Genomic DNA, 1,871 nt, shown 5'->3' with positions numbered 1-1,871 from the left:
TCCAGGATGAAGGCTTCTAGCTGGCGCAGGATGGCGGCTTCCAGGTCGGCCTCGTCGTGGCCTTGGCGCAGGCCTAAAAAGTCGAGGAAATACGGGTCTTTGAAGACTTGGGCGGGGCTGGTGGGGTTGGCTTCGACAGGCTCAGCCCGAACGGGTGTGGGGGCTTGACCGGTGGGGAGTATCTGCAGGCTGGCAAGTTCGGGGCGCTCGAAGGCTTTGCGTTCGATCTGGTGCGCCAGTTCGCGCACGCTCCAGGTGTTGGTGGCGGCTTGCTCGGCGTAAAACTGGCGGGCTTGCGGGGTTTTTAGTGCCACGATGGCGACCATGTGGCTCCAGCTCAATTGTGCCGACAGTGTTGACACAATTGCCGCGTCGGGAAAGCCCTCGGCAAACTTCACCATGCGGCGCAGGTTGCGCGACTCAAAACCTCGGCCAAATTCTTGCGTGAGTTGCTGGCCCAGCGTGTCCAGCAGTTGGGTGCCGTAGCTGGCGCGGCCTTCGCCCAGCACCTCGGTGTGCAGTCGCTTGCCCACATTCCAATACAGCCGTGTCAGCTCCGCATTTACCGCACCCGCCAGCCGCTGGCGGCTGCTGGCAATCAGGGTGCGCAGCTCAGTGTGCAGGGTGTCGGCAGGCGTGGGCGCTGCGCCGGGCGTGATGTCGTTCATGTGTGCAACCCTTTTGTGCCGCTATCCAAGGCGGTGGCGCTTAGCCGTTGTCCAAACCCGCTGTCGCCGCTGACTGTAACCACAGCAACTTCTGCGTAGCCCGGTTGTGACAGGGCGCTGGCGCACAGCTCCATGGTGGCCCAGTCGACGCACAGCACCGCCATGTCGCCCCCTGGCAGCGAGTACCTCAAACCCAGGCAGATAGTAAGCGTCAAGCTTCCACCCCCGCCTCTCAGCAAGCGGTCTTTGTACATATGCCCCTCGCGACGCGCATGACCCAAATGCCGAAATCAAATCAGCCATACGTAGCAAATGCCTTCTAAATGTTTCAAATTGAAACTTTGTTACATATTGCCCGACAAGATAGCTTCTCCAGTAAGCGTCATCCCCCATATAGATGACGTTCTGCTGTGGCACTACCCCGTCCTACCGCCACCCATCTCTGCTAAATTGCCCGCCATGCCCATACCTCCCGCCCATGGCCACACCGTCTAGCCCCCAGCGCTCCACCCTCGCCGACCGCCTAGCCGCCCACACCGACCATTTCCTGCGCGTCGCGCTGAGCCAGTACGTCACCAACGGCCTGAGCGTGACGCTGGGCCTGGTGGTGATCATGTTGCTGATCTTCGAATCGGCGGGGCTGGCGGGGGCGTCCAGCGCGGCGGTGGGAGTGCTGATCACCAGCCTGCCGGACGTGCCCGCACCGCGCCGTCGCAAGATCATGCAGATGCTGCCCGCGCCGCTGCTGGGTACGCCGCTGTTCATGCTGGTGCAACTGGTGCGGGCCGATGTGTTGCTGCTGGGCGTGGTGATCGTGGCGGGCACCTTCCTGGCGGTGATGGTGATGGCCTGGGGCAAGCGTGGCGGGCCGTTGACGTTTTCGCTGCTGTTCTCGATGCTGTTTTCGATGGCCGCGCCGCCCACGGGTTCGCTGGCGCAAATTTTGGAGCACGGCGGCTGGTTTGCGCTGGGGGCGGGGCTGTACCTGCTGTGGGGTGTGCTGACCACACACTGGCTGAACACCCGCTTTCGCACCCAGTTGCTGGCCGAGTGCCTGCACAGTTTTGCGCAAATTTTGCGCATCCAGGCGCAGCGCTTTGCGCCACATGCTGACCCGCAAGCCCTATTGGCCAAGATGCTGGAGCAGCAGGCCACCTTTGCCGACCACCTGCAGAACACCCGCGACGTGGTGCTGGAGTCGCC

General features: G+C 62.7%; 2 protein-coding genes. One reads left to right on the top strand and one right to left on the bottom strand.

Going from position 1 to position 1,871, the window contains the following annotated elements; translation table 11 throughout:
• A partial coding sequence (locus tag ABI213_RS06380) for a DUF1016 N-terminal domain-containing protein (protein WP_348026464.1) occupies nucleotides 1–668 on the bottom strand: 668 nt, incomplete at its 3' end.
• A 478-nt stretch (nucleotides 669–1,146) separates the two neighbouring features.
• On the opposite strand from ABI213_RS06380, the gene ABI213_RS06375 reads away from it, so the two are divergent.
• The coding region (locus ABI213_RS06375) for an FUSC family membrane protein (protein ID WP_348026462.1) at nucleotides 1,147–1,871 on the top strand (725 nt) is incomplete at its 3' end.

The organism is Rhodoferax sp. (genome assembly GCF_039922535.1).
GTDB lineage: Bacteria > Pseudomonadota > Gammaproteobacteria > Burkholderiales > Burkholderiaceae_C > Rhodoferax_B.
This window is presented reverse-complemented; position numbering and strand designations above follow the sequence as displayed.